The organism is Aeromicrobium marinum DSM 15272 (assembly GCF_000160775.2).
In the GTDB taxonomy this organism is placed as follows: domain Bacteria; phylum Actinomycetota; class Actinomycetes; order Propionibacteriales; family Nocardioidaceae; genus Aeromicrobium; species Aeromicrobium marinum.
Window position 1 is genome coordinate 1,253,132 of record NZ_CM001024.1, and the last position, 20,822, is coordinate 1,273,953.

Consider the following 20,822-nt stretch of genomic DNA (forward strand, 5'->3'; position numbering starts at 1 on the left):
GTCAGCCTAGGAGGTCAGCAACGGCGCGAGGAACCGTCCGGTGTGGCTGGCTCCGACGCCCGCGACCTGCTCGGGCGTGCCCTCGGCGACGACCCGTCCGCCGCCGTTGCCGCCCTCGGGTCCCATGTCGATGATCCAGTCGGCGGTCTTGATGACGTCGAGGTTGTGCTCGATCACGATGACGGAGTTGCCGGTGTCGACGATCTTCTGCAGCACACCGAGGAGTTTGCGGATGTCCTCGAAGTGCAGGCCCGTGGTGGGCTCGTCGAGCACGTAGACGGTGCGTCCGGTGGAGCGCTTCTGCAGCTCGGCCGACAGCTTGACCCGCTGGGACTCGCCACCGGACAACGTGGTGGCCGGCTGACCCAGGCGCACGTAGCCCAGACCGACCTCGACGAGCGTGCGCAGGTGGCGGGCGATCACCGGGATGGCCTCGAAGAACTCGACGGCCTCCTCGATGGGCATGTCGAGGACGTCCGCGATGGTCTTGCCCTTGTAGTGCACCTCGAGGGTCTCGCGGTTGTAGCGCGCGCCGTGGCAGACCTCGCACGGCACGTAGACGTCGGGCAAGAAGTTCATCTCGATCTTCAAGGTGCCGTCGCCGGCGCACGACTCGCACCGACCGCCCTTGACGTTGAAGGAGAACCGGCCCTGCTGGTAGCCCCGCATCTTGGCCTCGGGCGTCTGGGCGAACAGCTTGCGGACGTGGTCGAAGACCCCCGTGTAGGTGGCCGGGTTGGACCGAGGGGTGCGGCCGATCGGTGACTGGTCGACGTGGATGACCTTGTCGACCTCCTCGACCCCCGTGATGTCGCGGTGCCGCCCGGGGATGGTGCGGGCGCCGTACACCCGGCGGGCCAGGGCGGAGTAGAGGATGTCGTTGACCAACGTCGACTTGCCCGACCCCGACACGCCGGTGACGGCGACCAGCTGTCCGAGCGGGAACGTGACGTCGATGTCGTGCAGGTTGTTCTCGCGGGCCCCGTGGACCGTGAGCTCACGACCCGGGGTGCGGGGTCGACGCTCGGTGGGCACCGGGATGCTGAGGCGACCCGACAGGTACTGGCCGGTGAGCGAGTCCTTGCTGGCCAACAGCTTCTTGACCGGTCCCGACACGATGACCTGGCCGCCGTGCTCCCCCGCGCCGGGGCCGATGTCGACGACCCAGTCGGCCACGGCGATGGTGTCCTCGTCGTGCTCCACGACGATCAGGGTGTTGCCGAGGTCGCGCAGCCTGATCAGGGTGTCGATGAGTCGGCGGTTGTCGCGTTGGTGCAGGCCGATCGAGGGCTCGTCGAGGACGTAGAGCACGCCGACGAGCCCGGCACCGATCTGGGTGGCCAGGCGGATGCGCTGGGCCTCCCCGCCGGACAACGACCCGGCGGCTCGGTCCAACGACAGGTAGTCGAGGCCGACGTCGAGCAGGAAGCGGAGCCGCTCGTTGATCTCCTTGAGCACGCGTTCGCCGATCTGGCGCTCGCGGTCGGTCATGTCGAGCGTGCTGAGGTACTCGGCCGCCTCCGCGATGGACAGGGCGGCGACATCGGCGATGTTCTTCGGGCCGAACTCGGCGGAGTCGAGCCGGACCCCCAGGATGACCGGCTTCAGCCGCGTGCCGTGACAGACCCGGCAGGGCACCTCCCGCATGAAGCCCTCGAGCCGCTCGCGGTTGGTGTCGGACTCGGTCTCGGCGTACCGGCGCTCGAGGTACGAGATGGCGCCCTCGAAGGTCGTGAAGTACGACCGTTTGCGCCCGTACCGGTTGGTGTAGGTGACGTGGACCTGGGTGGGGTGCCCGTGCATGAGGGCCTGCTGCACCTCCGCGGGCAGGTCGCCGTAGGGCGTGCCGGTGCTGAACCCCAGCTCGGTGCCGAGGGCGTCGATGAGTCGGCCGAAGTACTCCGACACGTGGGCCGACGACCACGGCGTGATGGCACCCTCGTCGATGCTCTTGCCCGGGTCGGGCACGACCAGCTCGGGGTCGACCTCCATGCGGGTGCCCAGCCCGTGGCACTCCGGGCAGGCACCGAACGGGGCGTTGAACGAGAAGGAGCGCGGTTCCAGCTCGTCGACGGCCAGCGGGTGGTCGTTGGGGCAGGCCAGCTTCTCGGAGAAGCGGCGGGTCCGCCCGGGGTCGTCGTCGGCGAGGTCGACGAAGTCGATGATCACGAGTCCGTCGGCCAGGCCGAGCGCGGTCTCGACCGACTCGGTGAGCCGCTGCTGGGCGCTCGGCTTGGCCTGCAGGCGGTCCACGACCACGTCGATCGTGTGCTTCTTCTGCTTGGCCAGCGTGGGCGGCTCGTCCGCGAGGTTGTGCAGGGACCCGTCGACCACGGCCCGGCTGTACCCCTGCGACTGCAGCTGGCGGAACAGCTCGGTGTACTCCCCCTTGCGACCGCGGATGATCGGGGCGAGCACCTGGAACCGGGTGCCCTCGGGCGAGGTGAGGATGCGGTCGACGATCTGCTGCGGCGTCTGACGGCTGATCGGCTCACCGCACTCGGGGCAGTGCGGACGGCCGGCGCGCGCGTACAGCAGCCGCAGGTAGTCGTACACCTCGGTGATGGTGCCGACGGTCGACCGAGGGTTGCGCGAGGTCGACTTCTGGTCGATCGACACCGCGGGCGACAACCCCTCGATGAAGTCGACGTCGGGCTTGTCCATCTGGCCGAGGAACTGCCGGGCGTAGGCCGACAGCGACTCCACGTACCGTCGCTGGCCCTCGGCGAAGATCGTGTCGAAGGCCAGGGACGACTTGCCGGAGCCGGACAGCCCCGTGAACACGATGAGGGAGTCCCGCGGCAGGTCCAGCGAGACGTCCTTCAGGTTGTGCTCACGGGCACCGCGGATGACGATCGTGTCGGTCGAGGCACGCTTGACAGGAGGCACCGCACGATCCTAACGAGCGGTCCCGACAGTTTCGTGTCGAGCGGAGGCCCGCCGACCTCTGGCAGGCTGGCCCCATGAGCGACTCGCTGGAGATCACGCCCCTGTCCGTCGGTCCGATGGACAACATCGCCTACCTGCTGCGCTGCACGACCACCGGCGAACAGGTCATGATCGACGCCGCCAACGACGCCGACCGGCTGCTCGACCTGGTGGGTGACGGAGGTCTCGCCCGGGTGGTCACGACCCACCGGCACGGGGACCACTGGCAGGCCCTGGCCGAGGTCGTGTCGGCGACGGGGGCCGAGACCGTCGCGGGCGAGGCCGATGCCGACGAGCTGCCGGTCCCCGTCGACGTCCGGGTGCGCACCGGCGCCCGGGTGCGGGTCGGGTCCTGCGAGCTGGAGGTCATCGGACTGGTCGGTCACACGCCGGGCTCGATCGCGCTCGCCTACGACGACCCCGACGGGGTGGTGCACCTGTTCACCGGCGACTCGCTCTTCCCCGGTGGCGTCGGCAAGACCTGGTCGCCGGAGGACTTCACCCGACTGATCGACGACGTCGAGCGCGAGCTGTTCGACCGCTTCGACGACGACACGCAGGTGTACCCGGGCCACGGCGCGGGGACCACCCTCGGTGCCGAGCGGCCGCACCTGGCCGAGTGGCGCGAGCGGGGATGGTGAACCGCGCCTAGGCTCGGAGCATGAGGACGGCCGCCGGGATGATGCTCGTCGCGGTCGCGCTGACCGCCTGCAGCACGGGCACCGACGCACCGGCCGAAGATCCGGACCGGGCCGGCGACACGACCTGCCAGCTGGTGCGTGCCGGCATCGACGCCTTCAACACCGGCGACGTCGACGGCACGATCGAGCTGTTCCGCGAGGCCCTCGAACCGGCCCGCGACTACGCGGACCTCAGCGACGACCCGGTCGCCGACGACCTGCTGGAAGCGGTGCAGTACTACGCCGACCTGCCCGCCGACGAGTACGTGGAGGCCTTCCGGACCTCCGAGGAGTTCCGCCGGTACCAGGCGATCACCCTCGGTCAGTGCGAGACCGCGCCCGTCGACGACGCCGTCCCCACCTGACCCGGTCCGGGGCTCAGAGGGTCACGGGGAGCTCGTCGACCCCGAACACGAAGCTGAGCTGGCGGAACGACAGCTCGCTCTCGGGCTTGGCGAGGGCGAGGTCGGGAAAGCGCCGGAGCAGCTGGGGCAGGACCTCGCGCAGCTCCATGCGGGCCAGCTCGGCGCCGATGCAGCGATGGATGCCGTGCCCGAACGCGAGGTGGCCGCTGGTCGGCACCCGCAGGGGGTCGAACTCCTCGGGACGCCCGCCGGCCGCGGCGGGGTCGCGGTTGGCAGCGCTGAGCGAGGCGAGGATGACGTCGCCGGCCTTGACCCGCGTGCCGAACAGCTCCATGTCGCGACGCGCGAACCGGGGGAAGGCGACCTGCACGACCGCCAGGTACCTCAGGAGCTCCTCGACCACCCGGTCGACGTCCTCGGGGGTTCCCTCCCGGACCAGGGCCGCGTAGGCCGGGTCGCGCAGCAGCACGATCGTGCCGAGCGCGATCATGCCGGCCGTGGTCTCGTACCCGCCGGTGAACACGCCGTCGGCGAGACCGGCGAGGTCGACGTCGGTGATCGCGTCGCCCTCGGACCGGATGATCTGCCCGATGAGACCGGGTCCCGGCTCGACCCGCTGGCGGGCGACCGCGTCGAACAGGAACTCCCGCTGGGCCGAGACGGCGCCGAAGGCGGCGGCAGCACCGTTGGTGGCGTCGAACCGGGCGCTGCCGAGACCGGCGAAGGTGGCCCTGTCCTCGTAGTCCAGACCCAGCAGGTCGCAGATGGTCTGGAAGGGGACAGGAAAGGCGAGGTGCTCCGCGAGGTCGACGGGCACGCCACCCGCGGCGGCCGCTCCGAGCACGTCGAGCTGGCGGTCGACCGTCGTCTCGATCGCCGGCCCGAGACGGGCGAGACGGCGCATCGTGAACTCCGGCGTGATGATCTTGCGGAGCCGGGTGTGCACCGGCGGGTCGGTGAACCCGAGACCCCCGATATCGTCCGACGTCGCCGGACCGTCGCCGAGGAACAGGTGCCGGATGTCGGTGGAGTAGTGCTGCGCATCGGTGAGGACCGCGCGCGTCTGCTCGTGCCCGGTCACGAGGTAGGCCGTGAAGTCGAACGGCAGGTCGAGCCGGCGCATCGGCTGCTGCTCACGCCACTGCTGCATCTGCGGCAGGGGGTCCATGCCCACGCGTTGCAGGGGGATCTTGGTCTCCGCGGGGATGAACGAGAGCCTCGACAGGTCGATGCCCTTCTTGCGGATGCGACGGACGACGAACTCGCTGATCCACCCCGACACCAGCGACGACAGCCGCGCTCTGACCTGAGACACGGCACGAAACTACTACGGATGCTTGCGCGGCCCTGACATTCACGCCACGGTGGTGCGACGAACGGCGGAACATCCGTCGATGGATCGGGGGAACCGTCATGGCGTCGACCACACCTGAGCAGACCGGGCAGACCGAGCTGAAGCGGGTGATGGGCCCCAAGTTGCTCCTGCTGTTCATCGTCGGGGACATCCTCGGGACCGGCGTGTACGCGCTGACCGGGCAGGTGGCCGGCGAGGTCGGTGGGGCCGCCTGGGTCCCGTTCCTGGTGGCGTTCGGCGTGGCCACGCTGACCGCCTTCAGCTACCTGGAGCTGGTCACCAAGTACCCGCGCGCCGCCGGCGCCGCGCTCTACGTGCACAAGGCGATCGGCATCCACTTCGTCACCTTCATCGTGCTGTTCACCGTGATGAGCTCCGGCATCACGTCGGCGTCGACGGCGTCTCGCGCGTTCGCCGTGAACATGCTGACCGCCTTCGGTGGCGGCGAGGCTCCCGACCCCGCCGACCCGGCCCTGCTCGTGATCGCCCTCGGGTTCCTGCTGCTGGTGATGTTCATCAACTTCCGCGGCGTCGCCGAGAGCGTCGGCACGAACGTGGTGCTCACCCTGGTCGAGCTGTCGGGCCTGCTCCTCGTGATCTTCATCGGGCTGTACTTCGTGGTGGGCAACGAGGCCAACTGGGACGCGGTCGTCGCCTTCGACTCCCCCGACGACAAGAACACCTGGGTCGCGATCACCACGGCGACCTCGCTGGCGTTCTTCGCGATGGTCGGCTTCGAGGACTCGGTCAACATGGCGGAGGAGACCAAGGACCCCGTGCGCATCTTCCCCCGGATGATGCTCACCGGCCTGGGTCTGGCCGCCGTCATCTACGTGCTGATCTCGATCCTGGCCGTGGCGATCGTGCCGGTCGGCGACCTCGCGAACAGCGAGACCCCGCTGGTCACGGTCGTGCAGACCGCCGCACCGGACTTCCCGATCGGCGACCTGCTGCCGGTCATCTCGATGTTCGCCGTAGCCAACTCCGCGCTGATCAACATGATGATGGCCAGCCGCCTGCTGTACGGCATGTCGAAGCAGGGCGTGCTGCCGAAGTTCCTCAGTCACGTGCACCCGGGGCGCCGGACCCCGTGGGCCGCCATCGTGTTCACGACGGTGATCGGCCTCGGTCTCATCACGTTCGTCAGTGCAGACCCCGACAGCTCGGTGGTCGCGCTGCTGGGTGGGACGACCTCGCTGCTGCTGCTGGCGGTGTTCACCGTGGTCAACGTCGCGGTCCTCGTCCTGCGCCGCGACCCGGTCGACCACGAGCACTTCCGCACCCGCACGCCCATCGCCGTGCTGGGGGCCATCTCGTGCTTCTACCTCGTGCTCCCCTACTCCGGCCGGGACAGCCAGCAGTACGTCATCGCGGGCTGGTTGCTGGTGATCGGCGTCCTGCTGTGGGTCGCGACCCTGGCGGTCAACCGGGCCACCGGCGTCCATGCCGAGTTCGATCCGGAGGACATCCCGCCGCACGAGATCCCGTGACCTCGCTCTCGGCCCCCGGCGACACCACCGGGCGTGTGTTTCAATGATCGAGGAGGGGAGTATCCCCACCCTTGCATCGTTCCCGTCATCACGATCGACCACGTCGGTCCGGGAACGGCGGTCGACCGTGGTCCGGTTCGGCGGGAGAGACCTCCGGTCCCTTCCCCGTCCCCACCGGAGGTAGTCCCATGGATGTGTCCCTGCTGACCTGGCTCGTCACCATCGCCGTGATCGCCGGCTTCTTCGTGTTCGACTTCTACGCCCACGTGCGGACGCCGCACGCCCCCACCCTGCGGGAGTCGGGCTTCTGGTCGGCGTTCTACATCGCGGTGTCGATCGTGTTCGGCTTCATCGTGTTCGGCATCTGGGGATCGACGTACGGGGGCGAGTTCTTCGCCGGCTACGTCACCGAGAAGGCCCTGTCCGTCGACAACCTGTTCATCTTCGTCATCATCATGGCGAGCTTCTCCGTGCCGCGGGAGTTCCAGCAGAAGGTGCTGCTGATCGGCATCGCGATGGCGCTGGTGATGCGCGGCATCTTCATCGCCCTCGGTGCCGCGGCGATCAACGCGTACGCCTGGGTGTTCTACCTGTTCGGCGTGTTCCTGATCTTCACCGCGGTGAAGCTGATCCGCGACCACATGACCGACGACCACGCCGAGGACCAGCAGGACAGCCGGCTGATCCGGTTCGTCAAGAAGGTGCTGCCCACCACCGACGAGTACCACGGCGACAAGCTCCTGACGAAGATCAACGGCAAGCGCTTCGTCACCCCGATGCTGCTGACGCTGGTCGCCATCGGTCTCACCGACCTGCTGTTCGCCCTCGACTCGATCCCCGCCATCTACGGCCTCACCCAGGAGCCGTACCTGGTCTTCACGGCCAACGCGTTCGCCCTGCTCGGCCTGCGACAGCTGTTCTTCCTCATCGGTGGCCTGCTGGAGCGGCTGGTCTTCCTGTCGTACGGGCTGTCGATCATCCTGGCGTTCATCGGCGTCAAGCTGATCCTGCACGCCCTGCACGAGAACACCCTGCCGTTCATCAACGGCGGCGAGCACGTGGCGGTCTACGAGGTGTCGACCGGCACCTCGCTGCTCGTGATCCTCGGGGTGCTGGTCGTGACGACCGTGGCGAGCCTGCTCAAGACCAAGGACCGCGCCAAGGTCTGACCCTCAGGCCCCGGCCTGCAGCATCGAGCGCAGCTCCTTCTTCAGGTCGCTGACCTCGTCGCGGATGCGGGCGGCGACCTCGAACTGCAGCTCGGCGGCGGCGGCCCGCATCTGCTCGCTCAGCTGCTCGATGAGCTGGGCGAGCTCGCCGGACGGCAGGCCGCCCCGGTCGGCGGACGGCTCGCCCAGGGGAACCGGGGCGCCGCGACGCCGCTTGTCGCCCGTGGCGGCCAGCAGCGTCTCGGTGTCCGCGTCCTCGCGGGCGAGCATGTCGGTGATGTCGCCGATCCGCTTGCGGAGAGGCTGGGGATCGACGCCCTTCTCGAGGTTGTAGGCGATCTGCTTCTCACGTCGGCGGTTGGTCTCGTCGATCGCCTGGGCCATGGAGTCGGTGATGCGGTCGGCGTACATGATGACCTGGCCCGACACGTTGCGCGCCGCACGACCGATGGTCTGGATCAGGGAGCGGCCCGACCGCAGGAACCCCTCCTTGTCGGCGTCGAGGATCGCCACCAGGCTGACCTCGGGGAGGTCGAGCCCCTCCCGCAGCAGGTTGATGCCCACCAGGACGTCGTACTCGCCCATCCGCAGCTCACGCAGCAGCTCGACCCGTCGCAGGGTGTCGACCTCGCTGTGCAGGTACCGGGTGCGGATGCCCGCCTCCAGCAGGTAGTCGGTGAGGTCCTCGGACATCTTCTTGGTCAGGGTCGTGACCAGCACCCGCTCGTCGCGCTCGGTCCGCTCCCGGATCTGGCCGATCAGGTCGTCGATCTGGCCCGAGGTGGGCTTCACGACGACCTCGGGATCGATCAGACCGGTGGGCCGGATGATCTGCTCGACGACGTCCCCGCCGGTGCGGCCCATCTCGTAGCTGCCGGGGGTGGCCGAGAGGTAGACGGTCTGGCCGATGCGGTCGAGGAACTCGTCCCACTTGAGCGGCCGGTTGTCCATGGCACTGGGCAGACGGAAGCCGTGCTCGACCAGCGACCGCTTGCGGGACATGTCGCCCTCGTACATCGCACCGATCTGCGGGATCGTGACGTGCGACTCGTCGACGACCAGGACGAAGTCGTCGGGGAAGTAGTCGAGCAGGCAGTGACCGGGGGTGCCGGGCCCTCGCTGGTCCATGTGCCGCGAGTAGTTCTCGATGCCCGCGCAGGTGCCGACCTGCTCCATCATCTCCAGGTCGTAGGTGGTGCGCATGCGCAGACGCTGCGCCTCCAGGAGCTTGCCGGCGCCCTCGAGCTCGGCGAGCCGCTCCTCCAGCTCGAGGCGGATGGTGCCCATCGCTCGCTGCATCGTCTGGGGACCGGCGGCGTAGTGCGTCGCCGACCCGACGTAGAGCTCGGTGTCGTCGCTGAGCACCTCCCCGGTGAGGGGGTGCAGGGTCATCAGGCGTTCGATCTCGTCGCCGAAGAACTCCACCCGGACCGCGTGCTCCTGGTACACGGGGAAGATCTCGACGGTGTCGCCCTTGACGCGGAAGGTGCCGCGGGTCGTGGCGACGTCGTTGCGCACGTACTGGGCCTCGACCAGGGTCCGCAGCAGACGCTCGCGCGGCATCTCCTCACCGACCTTGAAGCCGATCATCCGCTCGAGGTACTCCTGCGCCGAACCGAGGCCGTAGATGCAGGACACCGTGGCGACGACGATCACGTCACGGCGCGTGAGCAACGACCAGGTGGCGGAGTGCCGGAGGCGTTCGACCTCCTCGTTGACCGAGGAGTCCTTCTCGATGTAGGTGTCGCTCTGCGCAATGTACGCCTCGGGTTGGTAGTAGTCGTAGTACGAGACGAAGTACTCGACCGCGTTGTTCGGCAGCAGTTCACGCAGCTCGTTGGCGAACTGGGCCGCGAGCAGCTTGTTGGGCATCATCACCAGCATCGGACGCTGGATCTGCTCGGCCAGCCACGCCGTGGTGGCCGTCTTGCCGGTACCGGTGGCGCCGAGCAGCACCGTGTCCTGGGCGCCCTCGGCGATCCGCCGGCTCAGCTCGGCGATGGCGGCCGGCTGGTCGCCCGCCGGCCGGTAGTCCGAGACGACCTCGATGGGCGCCACCTGTCGCTGGAGCTCGGACACTGGCCTCATGTCTCCGAGCCTACGGGCCGCCGCCGACAGGACCACTACGATGGCCTGATGGGAGTGGACGAGCGCCGCGCGGCACGCCGCCGCGAGATCATCGACGCGACCCGGGCCCTGTTCGACGAGCGCGGGGTGCGCGACGCCCAGATCGACGACATCGCCCGCGCCGTGGGGATCAACCGGGCGATCATCTACCGCCACTTCTCCGGCAAGGAGGAGCTCTTCGCGGTGACGCTCGTGGGCTACCTGGAGGAGCTGGCCGCCCACCTGCGCGCGACCGTCGACGAGACCGCGTCACCGGAGGCGCGGCTGGGCCGGTTGGTCCACGGCTTCCTGGCGTTCGGCATCGACCACCCGGCCTTCGTCGACTGCGCCCAGACGCTGCTGCGTCGACGGGGCTCGGAGCTGATGGAGGAGGTCGGCGCCCCGGCGATGATCGCGCTCGGCAGCGCGATGAACGCCTGCCTGGCGCCCGTCGTCCGGACCCTGACGAGCGGGGCGGAGGCCGGGGACTTCGACGTCCCCGACCCCACGCTGCTCGCGAATCTCTTCTACACCCAGGGGCTGGGGGCACTGAACCTCGCGCACCTGCAGATCTCGGTGCGCCAGCACGACCGGGGGCTCCCGGTCGCCGACCGGGTCTCGTTCGACGACCTGGAGCCCTACATGGTGCGCAGCGCCGTGGCGATGGCGAAGGGCGACGCGCGCCTCACGCCTCCATGATCGCGACGACGCCCTGGCCGCCCGCGGCACAGATCGAGATCAGGCCGCGGCTTCCCGGACCCTTCTCGTTCAGCAGCTTGGCCAGGTTGGCCACGATCCGGCCGCCGGTGGCGGCGAACGGATGCGCCGCGGCGAGCGACGACCCCTTGACGTTCAGCTTGCTGCGGTCGATGGACCCGAGCGGCTGGTCGAGCCCGAGCCTGGTCTTGCAGTAGTCGGCGTCCTCCCAGGCCGCGAGGGTCGTCAGCACCTGGCCGGCGAACGCCTCGTGGATCTCGTAGAAGTCGAAGTCCTGCAGCGACAGGCCCGTGCGCTGGAGCATGCGGGACACGGCGTACACCGGCGCCATCAGCAGGCCCTCGGCCCCGCTGACGTAGTCGACGGCCGCCGTCTCGTAGTCGGTCAGGTACGCCAGCGGCGTCCAGCCGCGCTTCTCGGCCTCCTCCTCGGAGGACAGCAGGACCACCGACGCGCCGTCGGACAGCGGCGTGGAGTTGCCGGCCGTCATGGTCGCGCCCTCGCCGCGGCCGAACACCGGCTTGAGCTTCGCCAGCTTCTCCAGCGAGGAGTCCGGACGCAGGTTGTTGTCGCGCTCGACGCCCAGGTACGGGGTGACCAGGTCGTCCTGCCAGCCCTCCTCGTAGGACGCGGCGAGGTTGCGGTGGCTCGCGACGGTCAGCTCGTCCTGGGCCTCGCGGGTGATGCCCCACTGCTTCGTGGTGATCGCCTGGCTGTCGCCCATCGACAGGCCGGTGCGCGGCTCGGCGTTGCGCGGCTGGTCCGGCGCGAGGTAGGCCGGACGGATCTTCGCGATGGCCGCGAGGCGCCCCTTGTTGTCCTTGGCGCGGTTGGCCTCGAGCAGGATCTGACGCAGCTTGTCGCCCACCGCGAGCGGCGCGTCGGACGTGGTGTCGGAGCCGCCGGCGATGCCGAACTCGTTCTTGCCCAGGGCGATCTTGTTGGCGACCTGGATGGCCGCCTGGATGCCGGTGTCGCAGGCCTGCTGGATGTCAGCGGCCGGCGTGTCGGGCGACAGCTTGGAGCCCAGGACCGTCTCGCGCGCGAGGTTGAAGTCGCGGCTGTGCTTCAGCACGGCGCCGGCGACGAACTCGCCCGCCCGCTCACCCTCCAGACCGAACCGGTCGACCAGGCCGTCGAGCGCCGCGGTCAGCATGTCCTGGTTCGACGCGGCGGTGTAGACGGTGTTGGACCGGGCAAAGGGGATCCGGTTGCCACCGATGACGGCGACCCTGCGCACGGTGTCGGCGCCGGCGGCCTCGGCGGCCTTGACGGCGGCCTTCTGCGCGGGGGCCTTCTTGGCAGGCGACTTCTTGGCGGGTGCCTTCTTGGCGGGGGTGCTCTCGGCCATGGCGTGCTCCTCGGTCGGGATCGACGATGATGGTGCGTGACGTGACGCGTGCCTCGTCCACGGCAGGTGGACTGGCGTTGTCACCCGAGGTTACAGTCAGGTGTCGCATTCAGATACCGACGGTATTCGAGAGATAGGACACACCCCGGCATGAGCGATCGCTACCAGGATCTGGCCCACAACCCCATCGGCAAGTTCCTCGTCAAGAACCTGGGACTGCCCAACCCGCCCTACCTGGAGCGGTACACCGGCGGTCCGCTCGTCCGGGGCACGGTCCTCACCGGCAGCGCGACAAACGGTGCGGTCGCCAAGGCCGTCACCGCGGCACTGAAGTCCGCCAAGATCGAGGCGACGGGTGTCGCGGCGGGCAGCAAGACCTACAAGGGCCTGGTGTTCGACGCCTCGGGCATCGACTCGGCCGCCGGTCTGGTGGCGCTGCAGGAGTTCTTCACCCCGGTGCTGCGCCAGGTGGCCCCCAACGCGCGCGTCGTCGTCATCGGTGCCCTGCCGTCCGAGGCCGCGAGCGAGGGCGCAGCGATCGCCCAGCGGGCCCTCGAGGGCTTCACCCGCTCGCTCGGCAAGGAGATCGGCGGTGGCAGCACCGTCAACCTCGTGCTGGTCGCGAAGGGCGCCGAGAAGGCCCTCGGGTCCACGCTGGGCTTCCTGCTCTCCCCCAAGTCCGCGTACGTGTCCGGCCAGGTCGTCCGGGTCGGGACGACGGGGATCACCTCGGCGCCCACCGTCAAGGAGCTCGAGAAGCCGCTGGCCGGCAAGGTCGCCCTGGTCACGGGTGCCTCCCGCGGTCTCGGCGAGGCCGACATGCGGGTGCTCGCCCGCGACGGTGCCACCGTGATCGGTCTGGACGTCCCGCCGCTGGAGGCCGACCTCAAGGCGCTGGCGACCGAGCTCGGTGGCGGCTACATCGTGGGTGACATCACCGCCGACGACGCACCCGAGACGATCGCCGCGTACGTCAAGGAGCACCACGGCGGGATCGACATCATCGTGCACAACGCCGGCATCACCCGCGACAAGCGGCTGCGCAACATGAAGTCCGAGAACTGGCAGCTCGTGGTCGACATCTCGGTGGGCGCGCCGCAGCGGATCACCGACCACCTGCTGGACCAGGGGCTGCTCAACGACGGCGGCCGGGTCGTCGGCATCGCGTCGATCGCCGGCATCGCGGGCAACAACGGGCAGACCAACTACGCCTCCGCCAAGGCCGGCGTCATCGGCTGGATCGAGTCCCTGTCGGCCCGCGTCGCCGACCGCGGCATCACCGCCAACGTCATCGCGCCGGGCTTCATGGAGACCGAGATGGTCAAGACCATCCCGCTGGGCGTGCGCGAGGCCGGACGACGGATGAACTCGATGTCGCAGGGTGGCCTGCCCGTCGACGTGGCCGAGACCATCGCCTGGCTGGCGAGCCCCGGCACGGGCGCCGTCAGCGGCAACGTGATCGGTGTCAACGGGCAGATGCTGCTGGGTGCGTCGTGACCGCTCGCGTCTACGACCGGGCCCCCGCCACGCTGCCCCTCATGCTGAAGGCGGCCCTCCCGGCGCTGCCGCTGGTCGGTGGGCTGCCGGGTGTCCGGCACACCGGGACGACCGCACCCGGAGGCCTGCTGGAGCGGCGCGGTGTCGTGACCGACCGGGAGCACCTCGAGACGTACAACGAGGTGTGCGGGTTCGCGCGCGGCAGCACGCTGCCGCCGACCTACCCGCACATGGCCGCCTTCGGACTGCACATGGCGCTCATGACCGACACGGCCTTCCCGTTCGTGCCGATGGGGTTGGTCCACCTGCGCAACCGCATCACCCAACACCGCCCGATCGGCGTCGACGAGACCTTCGACGTGGCCGTGGGCGCTGCCGACCTGCGACCGCACCCCAAGGGCCGACTGATCGACGTCGTCACGACCGTGGCCGTCGAGGGCGAGGTCGTCTGGGACGAGGTGACGACGCTGTTCTCGCGCGGCAAGGGATCGGGCCGCGAGACCACCGAGGCACCTCTGGCGGGCGTCGAGGCGCCCGAGGGCGTCGTGCACTGGAAGCTCGCCGGCGACCTGGGCCGGCGCTACGGCGCCGTGTCCGGCGACCGCAACCCCATCCACCTCTACCCGCTCACCGCCAAGGCGTTCGGGTTCCCGTCGAACATCGCGCACGGCATGTGGACCAAGGCCCAGGCCCTGGCGACGCTGCAGAACAAGCTGCCCGACGCGTTCACCGTCGACGTGGAGTTCAAGAAGCCGATCCTGCTGCCGGCGACGGTGGTGTTCGGTTCGCGGACGAGCCGCAAGGTCACGACGTTCGGCGTGCGGGACAGCCGCAAGCCGGCCACGCACCTGGTCGGGCGCGTCACCCCTCGGAAGTGACGCGGGGGTAACCTGCGTCACCCTCTCTCGTTGGACCCGGTGACCGAGGGAGAACCATGTCGTCACGTCCTGCTCGCCTGATCATCGCGCTGGCCCTGGTGGCCGGCTTCCTGTCCGTCGCCGCACCGGCCTCGGCCGAGACGCCCGGGTGGGTGCCCCGTGCCGAGGACCACCCGTCCACGGCCACCACCGCCGACGTGCGGGTCCCCATGTCCGACGGGGTGTCGCTGCTGGCCGACGTGGTCCGTCCGGTCGACGCCGACGGCCAGGTGGTCACCACTCCCCTGCCCGTGATCGTGACCATCACCGCCTACAGCAAGACGGTGCTCGGGTCGCCCAGCGGTGCGACGCTGGGCGGTGCCGACCCCAAAAAGCTGGTCAAGCGCGGCTACGTGCAGGTGACCGTCGACGCGCGCGGCACCGGCAGCTCCCCCGACGTCTGGCAGGTGTTCGGCGAGCGGGAGCAGCTGGACGCCGCGGAGGTCGTGGAGTGGGCCGCGGCCCAGCCGTGGAGCAACGGGTCCGTCGGCATGAGTGGCCCGTCGTACATGGGCATCAGCCAGCTGTTCGCCGCGGGCCAGCAGCCTGAGGGGCTGAAGGCGATCTTCCCGCAGGTCCCCGGCGGCGAGGTGTACCGCGACATCGTGGCGTCCGGGGGTCAGCTCAACTCCGCGTTCATGCCGCTGTGGCTCGGGCTCGTCAACCTGACCGGTCTCGTGCCCCCCAGCAGCGGCACGGTCCCGCCGGAGGAGACCTTCCGCACCTACGTGTCGCGCCTCAGCCAGGGCGTCCCGGGCTCGGCCGAGCTGCTCGGCGGCGCGATCCTCGGCGGGGAGACCGCCCACGACGGGCCGTTCTACGAGGAGCGGTCGACGCTGCTGCAGGCGGTGCCGACGGTCGAGGTGCCGACGTTCCTGGTCGGTGGCCACTACGACGTCTTCCAGCGCGGGACCCCGCTGATCTTCCAGGAGCTGGACCAGCGCGGCGTGGACGTCAAGATGGTGCTGGGTCCGTGGGACCACCTCGAGGCGTCGGCCGGCCGAGGTCTGGAGGACGCCGGCTACGGCACCCTCGGTGAGCTGCAGCTGCGCTGGTTCGACCACCACGTCAAGGGACTGCCCGACCCCACCCTGGACTCCGACATCCCCGACTTCACCTACTTCGAGCTCGGCTCGCAGCAGTGGAAGCAGCGTGACGGTTACCTGACCGACCAGACCGCCGAGGTCTTCCGCCTGTCCGGCACCTCCACGCCCCTGCTCGGCGGCGGCGAGCTGACCCAGGGCCCCGTGGCCGACGGCACCAGCACGCTGCTGCCGATCCCCGTGGCCGGCCTGTGCTCCCGCTCCACCCGCCAGTGGACCGCCGGCGTCACCGGACTGCTGCTGCCGGCGAACCCCTGCGACACCGACAACCGGCTCAACGACCTCACCGGCGCCGTCTTCGAGACACCCCCCATGACCGAGGACCTCCCGCTCCTCGGCCCGATCAACACCCGCCTGCACGTCTCCAGCACCTCCGGCGACGGGCTGCTGGCCGTCAGCGTCTCGCGGGTGGACGCCGGCGGACGCGTCGAGCGGCTGACCGGCGGCTGGCAGGTCATCAGCCTCGGCGAGCTCGACGAGCAGCGGTCGGTGCGCATCGACGGCGAGATCGTCCAGCCGTGGCACCCGTTCACCGCCGAGTCCCGCCGCACCCTCGAACCCGGCGAGATCGCCCCGATCGACGTCGAGGTCTTCCCCACCGGCGCCGTCATCCCCGCCGGCGACCGCCTCCGCGTCTCGGTCCAGTCCTTCGACGTCCCCCACCTGCTCTCGCCGCTGCCACAGCTGCTCAGCAGCCTGGCCGTGACGACGATCCACACCGGCGTCCAGCACCCGTCGCAGGTCACCCTGACCCGCGCCGGAGGAGGCATCGACGCCGCCACGGTCGACGCCGTCCGCGACACCCTCGCGTCGGTCGACGCCGCCCCGCCACGCGCCGACCTGCTCACCTCACTGCTGGGAGCCCTCACCCGGTTCGGCGGATGAGACCCTCCTGCGCGACGGTGGCGACCAGGGTGCCGTCCTCGGCGAACACGTGCGCCGTGCTGAGCCCGCGGGCGCCCGAGGCCGACGGCGAGGTCTGGTCGTAGAGCAGCCACTGGTCGGCCGCGATGGGGCGGTGGAACCAGATGGTGTGGTCCAGCGACGCCGGCTGGACCTTCTCGGACCCGATGAACTGTCCGTGCGGCACCAGGCTCGCTCCGAGCAGGCTCAGGTCGCTGATGTAGGTGAAGGCGGCGTTGTGGATCAGCCGCGAGGCCGGCAGCTCGCCGTCGCCGCGGAACCACAGGCGTTGCGCGACCGGGGTGAGGTCGCGCTGCGGGTCGTCCGCCGCGCGGTTGTCGCCCACGTAGCGCAGGTCGAACGACGACCACTCCTGCTTCCAGTGCTCCACGGCCTCCGGACCACGCATCTCGATGATCTGCAGCAGCGGTGTGGCCTCGTCGGGTGACGGGACCGGCGGCATCGCGTCCTGGTGGTCGTAACCGTCCTCCTCGACCTGGAAGGACGCGGTCATGTAGAAGATGATCTCGCCGTGCTGACGGGCCGCGACGCGACGGGTCGTGAACGACCGGCCGTCGCGCACGTTCTCGACGTCGTAGACGATGGGGATGCTCGGGTCGCCCCCGAGGATGAAGTACAGGTGCAACGAGTGCACGAACCGGTCCTCGGGCACGGTGAGCTGGGCCGCCATCAGGGCCTGCGCGGCCACCTGGCCGCCGAAGACCCGCTTGAGCGAGGATCCTGCGGGCTGCGAGCCCCGGTACAGGCCGACCTCCAGCTGCTCGAGCTCCAGGAGACCGATGACTTCCTTCAACGATGCAGGCACGGCCCCACCCTAACGTCGGGCCTAGCTGTCGTCGTCCTTGCGCTGCCGGGCGAGGAACTCCTCGAACTGACCGGCCAGCTCGTCGCCGCTGGGCAGCTCCTCGTCGCTGGCCAGCAGCGACTGGGCCGCACCGCGGGAGAAGGCGTCGTACTGCTCCTCGAGGCCCGCCAACAGGGCGCCGCCGTCCTGCGCGGAGATCTGCTGCTCGATCTCGACGAGCGCACTCTCCTGCTTGGCCTGCAGGCTGCTGGTGTCGACCTTGAGGTCCAGCCGTTCGACGACGGCGTCGAGCAGGGCCAGCGCCGCGCTGGGGAACTCGACCTGGGCGAGGTAGTGCGGCACGTGGACGACGTAGCCGGCCGCGTCGTGGCCCCACGTGCCGAGGCGGTACTCCAACATCGACTGCGCCGACGACGGCACGGTGATCTCCGCGGACCACAGGTTGGTGCGGTCGACGAGCTCGGGCCGGGTGCCGTGCGCCGTGATCAGCGACGGCCGCGTGTGCGGGACCCCCATCGGGACCGCTCCGAGACCGAGGGTCAGCGGCACCCCGAACGTCTCGATGACGTCGCGGGTCTCGGCCGCGAACCGCTCCCACCCGAAGTCGGGCTCGGGTCCGGCCAGCAGCAGGAACGGCCGGCCGGCCTGGTCGTGCTCCAGCACGATCTCGAGGCGGGGTTCGGTGTAGTCGAGGTAGCGGTCCTGGGAGAACCGCACCAGGGGTCGGCGCGCGCGGTAGTCGTACATCGTTTCGATGTCGAAGGAGTGCAGCACCTCGCCCTCGCCGGAGTGCAGGGCCTCCGCGGCGATGCGCGTCGCCGACCCGGCTCCGAGGAACCCGTCGAGCGCGTGGATCAGCACCGGGCCCTCCCCGGGCGCTGCCGCATGGGGGTGCCGCTGGTTCAGGTCACGTCGTTTCGGCCACTGCACGGTCAACCACTCAGCCCTGCGCCGCATTCCGTGCGGCGACGGCCGCCAGGGTGTCGTCGGCCACGGCACGCGGCGTGAGGCCGAGCCGCTCGAGGATGACGTCGCGCTTGGCGTGGTGGAGGAACTCCTGCTCGACGCCGTGGACCCGGACGGGCTGCTGCAGACCGGCGTCGGCCACGGCACGGGCGATCGTCGAGCCGGCGCCGCCCTGGCGCCCGTTGTCCTCGACGGTGACCACCAGGCGGTGCTCGCCGGCGAGCTCGACCACCGCCGGGTCGAGCGGCTTGACCCAGCGCGGGTCGACCACGGTGCAGGCGACCCCCTCGGCCGCCAGCAGCTCGGCCGCGGCCAGCGCGGTGCCGGCCATCGAGCCGATGCCGACGAGCAGCACCTCGGGGTCGGCGTCGCGCCGCAGCACGTCGACTCCACCGACCCGCTCGAGCGCGTCGATGTCGGCGCCCACCGGCCCCTTGGCGAACCGCACGACCGACGGGGCGTCGTCGATGTCGACGCACTCGCGGAGCAGCTCGCGCAGCTGGGTGCCGTCCCGGGGCGCCGCCAGGTGCAGGCGCGGGACGAGCTGGAGGAGCGAGAGGTCCCACATGCCGTTGTGGCTGGCTCCGTCGTCACCGGTGACGCCCGCCCGGTCGAGCACGAAGGTGACCCCGCAGCGGTGCAGGGCCACGTCGAGCAGCACCTGGTCGAAGGCGCGGTTCAGGAAGGTGGCGTAGACGGCGACCACAGGGTGAAGACCGCCCATCGCCAGCCCGGCGGCGCAGGTGACGGCGTGCTGCTCGGCGATGCCGACGTCGAACACCCGGTCGGGGAACTTGTCAGCGAAGGCGTCGAGGCCGACGGGGTAGAGCATCGCGGCGGTGATGCCGACGACGTCGGTGCGCTCGTCGGCGATCCGCACGATCTCGTCACGGAACACCGAGGTCCACCCGGCGGGAGCGACGGCCACCGCGTCACCGGTCTCGCGGTCGAACGGCGGCGCCTGGTGCATCTGGTCGTTCTCGTTCTCGACGGCGATGTCGTAGCCGTGGCCCTTGGTCGTGATGACGTGGACGAGCACGGGCCCGCCGAACCCGCGCGCAGCGGCGAGGGCGCGCTCCACCGCCGGACGGTCGTGACCGTGCACCGGTCCGAGGTACTTGATGCCCAGGTCCTCGAACATGCCCTGGGGGGCGAGGGCGTCCTTGACGCCCTTCTTGATCGCGTGGAGCGCCTCGTAGGCCGCGGGCCCGATCGGTCCGCCCCGGGTGGTCAGCACGTCCTTGACGGTCTTCAGGGCCGGCTCGTACCCCGGACTGGTGCGGATGCCGGTGAGCCGGTTGGCGAGGCCGCCGACGGTCGGGGTGTACGAGCGACCGTTGTCGTTGACGACGACGACCAGCCGCCGGTCACGGTGGGCGGCGATGTTGTTCAGCGCCTCCCAGGCCATGCCGCCGGTGAGGGCGCCGTCGCCGATGACGGCGACGACGTGTCGGTCCGAGCCGAGCAGCTCGTTCGCGCGGGCCAGCCCGTCGGCGTACGAAAGGCTCGTGGAGGCGTGGCTGTTCTCGACCCAGTCGTGCTCGGACTCCGCCTGCGCGGGGTAGCCCGAGAGCCCGGTCTCGGTGCGCAGCTCGCCGAAGCGGTCGGCGCGACCGGTGACCATCTTGTGCACGTACGACTGGTGACCGGTGTCCCAGATGACACGGTCGGCGGGTGACTCGAACACCCGGTGGATCGCCAGGGTCAGCTCGACGACCCCGAGATTGGGCCCGAGGTGGCCACCGCGGGCCGCGACGGAGGTGATGAGCAGCTCACGGATCTCGGCAGCGAGCTGGTCCAGCTGCGCGGCGTCGAGGGTCCTGAGGTCGGCCGGGCCGCGGACGTCCGCCAGGACTCCTCGGGGTCGATCCGGTGACGTGGGCATGAACTCACTCTACCGACCGGGCTGTGCCGTCACCCGCCGGAAGGCTCCCCTCAGGTGCACCAGTGCCTCGACGTCCTGGGCCTCCGCGTGGCGCACCACCCCGTCGACCAGGACCGACCAGCCGACCTGCTGGTCGCACGCGGTCACGTCGGCGCCGAGGTGGCCGGCGGCTCCCGCCAGCACCGGACCGTGGGGGCCGTCGGTCCACTCCCCCTGCGTGAACGGGCCTCCCGGCGCCGGCTCGTGGCCCGCGAAGACCCCGGCCAGGAACTCCTGTCCCGCCGCCAGCACGTTCACCGTGAAGGAGCCGCCGTCGACCAGTCGCTCGGTGAGGTCGGCGATCGGGTCGAGCAGACCGATGACGTGCGCCGGATCACCCTCGGCCACCAGGACGGACGACACCGTCAGGCCGACCCGGTCGCGGCCGGATCCCGTGGCCCAGACCGTCGCCGGGGCGGCCATCCGGCCCCGCACCTGACGCAGGGCGTCACGGCCCTCGTCCGGCGTGCGGAACGGGTGGTCGGAGTGGATCGTCACCCGATCAGCCTAGGCGCGACCCAGCCCC

16 protein-coding genes are annotated in these 20,822 nt (G+C 70.2%); 8 read left to right on the top strand and 8 right to left on the bottom strand.

The window, feature by feature from the left end; genetic code table 11:
- Positions 1–6 precede the first annotated feature (6 nt).
- A complete protein-coding gene (gene uvrA / locus HMPREF0063_RS06505) occupies positions 7–2,889 on the bottom strand; it encodes an excinuclease ABC subunit UvrA (protein ID WP_007077859.1) in 2,883 nt (960 codons plus the stop codon).
- Positions 2,890–2,963: 74 nt separating this feature from the next.
- Between uvrA and HMPREF0063_RS06510 the strand changes: the two genes are divergently transcribed.
- A complete protein-coding gene (locus HMPREF0063_RS06510) occupies positions 2,964–3,569 on the top strand; it encodes an MBL fold metallo-hydrolase (protein WP_007077860.1) in 606 nt (201 codons plus the stop codon).
- 20 nt (positions 3,570–3,589) lie between these two features.
- Positions 3,590–3,973 (top strand): outer membrane protein assembly factor BamD, encoded by a 384-nt coding sequence (locus HMPREF0063_RS06515; protein WP_007077861.1) that lies wholly within the window; start codon positions 3,590–3,592, stop codon positions 3,971–3,973.
- A gap of 13 nt (positions 3,974–3,986) precedes the next feature.
- On the opposite strand, the gene HMPREF0063_RS06520 is transcribed toward HMPREF0063_RS06515, so the two are convergent.
- Entirely contained in the window at positions 3,987–5,288 is a 1,302-nt protein-coding gene (locus HMPREF0063_RS06520) for a cytochrome P450 (RefSeq protein WP_007077862.1), read from the bottom strand.
- Positions 5,289–5,386: 98 nt separating this feature from the next.
- Between HMPREF0063_RS06520 and HMPREF0063_RS06525 the strand changes: the two genes are divergently transcribed.
- On the top strand, positions 5,387–6,817 hold the full coding sequence (locus HMPREF0063_RS06525; RefSeq protein WP_007077863.1) for an APC family permease: 1,431 nt from the start codon (positions 5,387–5,389) through the stop codon (positions 6,815–6,817).
- Positions 6,818–7,005: 188 nt separating this feature from the next.
- Entirely contained in the window at positions 7,006–7,986 is a 981-nt protein-coding gene (locus HMPREF0063_RS06530) for a TerC family protein (protein ID WP_007077864.1), read from the top strand.
- A gap of 3 nt (positions 7,987–7,989) precedes the next feature.
- Here the strand turns inward: HMPREF0063_RS06530 and uvrB are convergent, their stop codons facing one another.
- Entirely contained in the window at positions 7,990–10,074 is a 2,085-nt protein-coding gene (gene uvrB / locus HMPREF0063_RS06535) for an excinuclease ABC subunit UvrB (RefSeq protein ID WP_007077865.1), read from the bottom strand.
- Between the two features lie 48 nt (positions 10,075–10,122).
- On the opposite strand from uvrB, the gene HMPREF0063_RS06540 reads away from it, so the two are divergent.
- Complete coding sequence (locus HMPREF0063_RS06540) at positions 10,123–10,791, top strand: TetR/AcrR family transcriptional regulator (RefSeq protein WP_007077866.1); 669 nt, start codon at positions 10,123–10,125, stop codon at positions 10,789–10,791.
- Here HMPREF0063_RS06540 and HMPREF0063_RS06545 read toward each other — a convergent pair.
- On the bottom strand, positions 10,778–12,160 hold the full coding sequence (locus HMPREF0063_RS06545; RefSeq protein ID WP_007077867.1) for an acetyl-CoA C-acetyltransferase: 1,383 nt from the start codon (positions 12,158–12,160) through the stop codon (positions 10,778–10,780). The genes HMPREF0063_RS06540 and HMPREF0063_RS06545 overlap by 14 nt on opposite strands.
- Positions 12,161–12,310: 150 nt before the next feature.
- On the opposite strand from HMPREF0063_RS06545, the gene HMPREF0063_RS06550 reads away from it, so the two are divergent.
- Genes HMPREF0063_RS06550 through HMPREF0063_RS06560 form a run of 3 tightly spaced genes read left to right on the top strand, consistent with a single transcriptional unit; the run spans position 12,311 to position 16,562 of the window.
- A complete protein-coding gene (locus HMPREF0063_RS06550; RefSeq protein ID WP_007077868.1) occupies positions 12,311–13,657 on the top strand; it encodes a 3-oxoacyl-ACP reductase in 1,347 nt (448 codons plus the stop codon).
- The gene (locus HMPREF0063_RS06555) at positions 13,654–14,535 is read left to right on the top strand and encodes a MaoC family dehydratase (RefSeq protein WP_007077869.1); all 882 of its coding nucleotides are present in this window, start codon (positions 13,654–13,656) and stop codon (positions 14,533–14,535) included. Before HMPREF0063_RS06550 ends, HMPREF0063_RS06555 begins: the two co-directional genes overlap by 4 nt.
- Positions 14,536–14,591: 56 nt before the next feature.
- Positions 14,592–16,562 (top strand): CocE/NonD family hydrolase, encoded by a 1,971-nt coding sequence (locus HMPREF0063_RS06560; RefSeq protein ID WP_007077870.1) that lies wholly within the window; start codon positions 14,592–14,594, stop codon positions 16,560–16,562.
- On the opposite strand, the gene HMPREF0063_RS06565 is transcribed toward HMPREF0063_RS06560, so the two are convergent.
- The 4 genes from HMPREF0063_RS06565 to HMPREF0063_RS06580 form a co-directional block, all read right to left on the bottom strand.
- Positions 16,543–17,406, bottom strand: a complete 864-nt coding sequence (locus tag HMPREF0063_RS06565) for an acyl-CoA thioesterase (protein ID WP_007077871.1) — start codon at positions 17,404–17,406, stop codon at positions 16,543–16,545. The genes HMPREF0063_RS06560 and HMPREF0063_RS06565 overlap by 20 nt on opposite strands.
- A 21-nt stretch (positions 17,407–17,427) precedes the next feature.
- On the bottom strand, positions 17,428–18,267 hold the full coding sequence (locus HMPREF0063_RS06570) for a PAC2 family protein (protein WP_050760917.1): 840 nt from the start codon (positions 18,265–18,267) through the stop codon (positions 17,428–17,430).
- A 79-nt stretch (positions 18,268–18,346) separates the two neighbouring features.
- Entirely contained in the window at positions 18,347–20,257 is a 1,911-nt protein-coding gene (dxs, locus tag HMPREF0063_RS06575; RefSeq protein ID WP_007077873.1) for a 1-deoxy-D-xylulose-5-phosphate synthase, read from the bottom strand.
- 9 nt (positions 20,258–20,266) lie between these two features.
- Positions 20,267–20,794 (bottom strand): flavin reductase family protein, encoded by a 528-nt coding sequence (locus tag HMPREF0063_RS06580; RefSeq protein WP_007077874.1) that lies wholly within the window; start codon positions 20,792–20,794, stop codon positions 20,267–20,269.
- Positions 20,795–20,822: the final 28 nt, after the last annotated feature.